Below are 941 nucleotides of genomic sequence, written 5' to 3' on the forward strand. Positions count from 1 at the left end.
CCGGCCGGATCGAGAACTCCCAAGTCGCCGTCTACTTGGTTTACGCAGGCAAGCGCGGCCACGCCGCAGTGGACCGGGAACTCTACGTTCCGCGCTCCTGGACCTCCGACCCCGACCGTTGCCGCGCCGTGGGCCTTGCCGAGGAAACCACCTTCGCCACCAAGCCGGAGCTGGCCACTCGTATGGTCGCCCGGTTCCTGGACGCCGGCCACCAGGCCGCATGGGTTGCCGGCGACGAGGTCTACGGCGGCAACCCCAGGCTGCGAACCGCACTGGAGGAACGCGGCACCGGCTACGTCCTCGCGGTGGCCTGCTCGCACGAAGTCACCACCGGGGCGGGGAGGTTCCGTGCGGACATCTTGGCCAAGAAGGTGCCCAAGCGGGCCTGGCAGAAGCTCTCCGCAGGGGCCGGGGCCAAGGGCCACCGCGTCTACAACTGGGCAGTCATCGACCTCCCCGACCCCCGCCCCGGGAGTCGTCAGCTACTGATCCGCCGTAACCGCAGCACCGGCGAACTCGCCTACTACCGCTGCTACTCGCCCGCGTCCGTGCCGCTGACCGTGCTGGTCAGAGTCGCCGGATCAAGATGGCGGGTGGAGGAGTTCTTCCAGTCGGGCAAGGGCCTGGCCGCACTCGACGAGCACCAGGTCCGCCGCTATACCTCCTGGTCCCGCTGGGGCACCCTCGCCATGCTCGCGCACGCTTTCCTCGCCGTCGTACGCGCAGACGAGCACACCCGCCCCGCACCCGATGCCCTCATTCCGCTCACCTGCAACGAGATCCAGCGCCTGTTCATCACCCTCGTCGTCCGACCCGTCCACGACACAGCCCACCGGCTCGGTTGGTCGAACTGGCGACGCCGCCACCAGGCCCGATCCCAAGCCAGCCACTACCGACGACAAGCCACTCAGGAATGAAGATCACGAACTACGGCTGGAGTA

General features: G+C 68.2%; 1 protein-coding gene. It reads left to right on the forward strand.

Annotation, left to right across the window (positions count from 1 at the left end; genetic code table 11):
- Positions 1-917, forward strand: a 917-nt coding sequence (locus ACTWQR_RS55805; protein WP_443235028.1) for an IS701 family transposase, incomplete at its 5' end; no start/stop codon positions are given.
- Positions 918-941: the final 24 nt, after the last annotated feature.

Source organism: Streptomyces sp. 2A115 (assembly GCF_052245575.1).
In the GTDB taxonomy this organism is placed as follows: domain Bacteria; phylum Actinomycetota; class Actinomycetes; order Streptomycetales; family Streptomycetaceae; genus Streptomyces.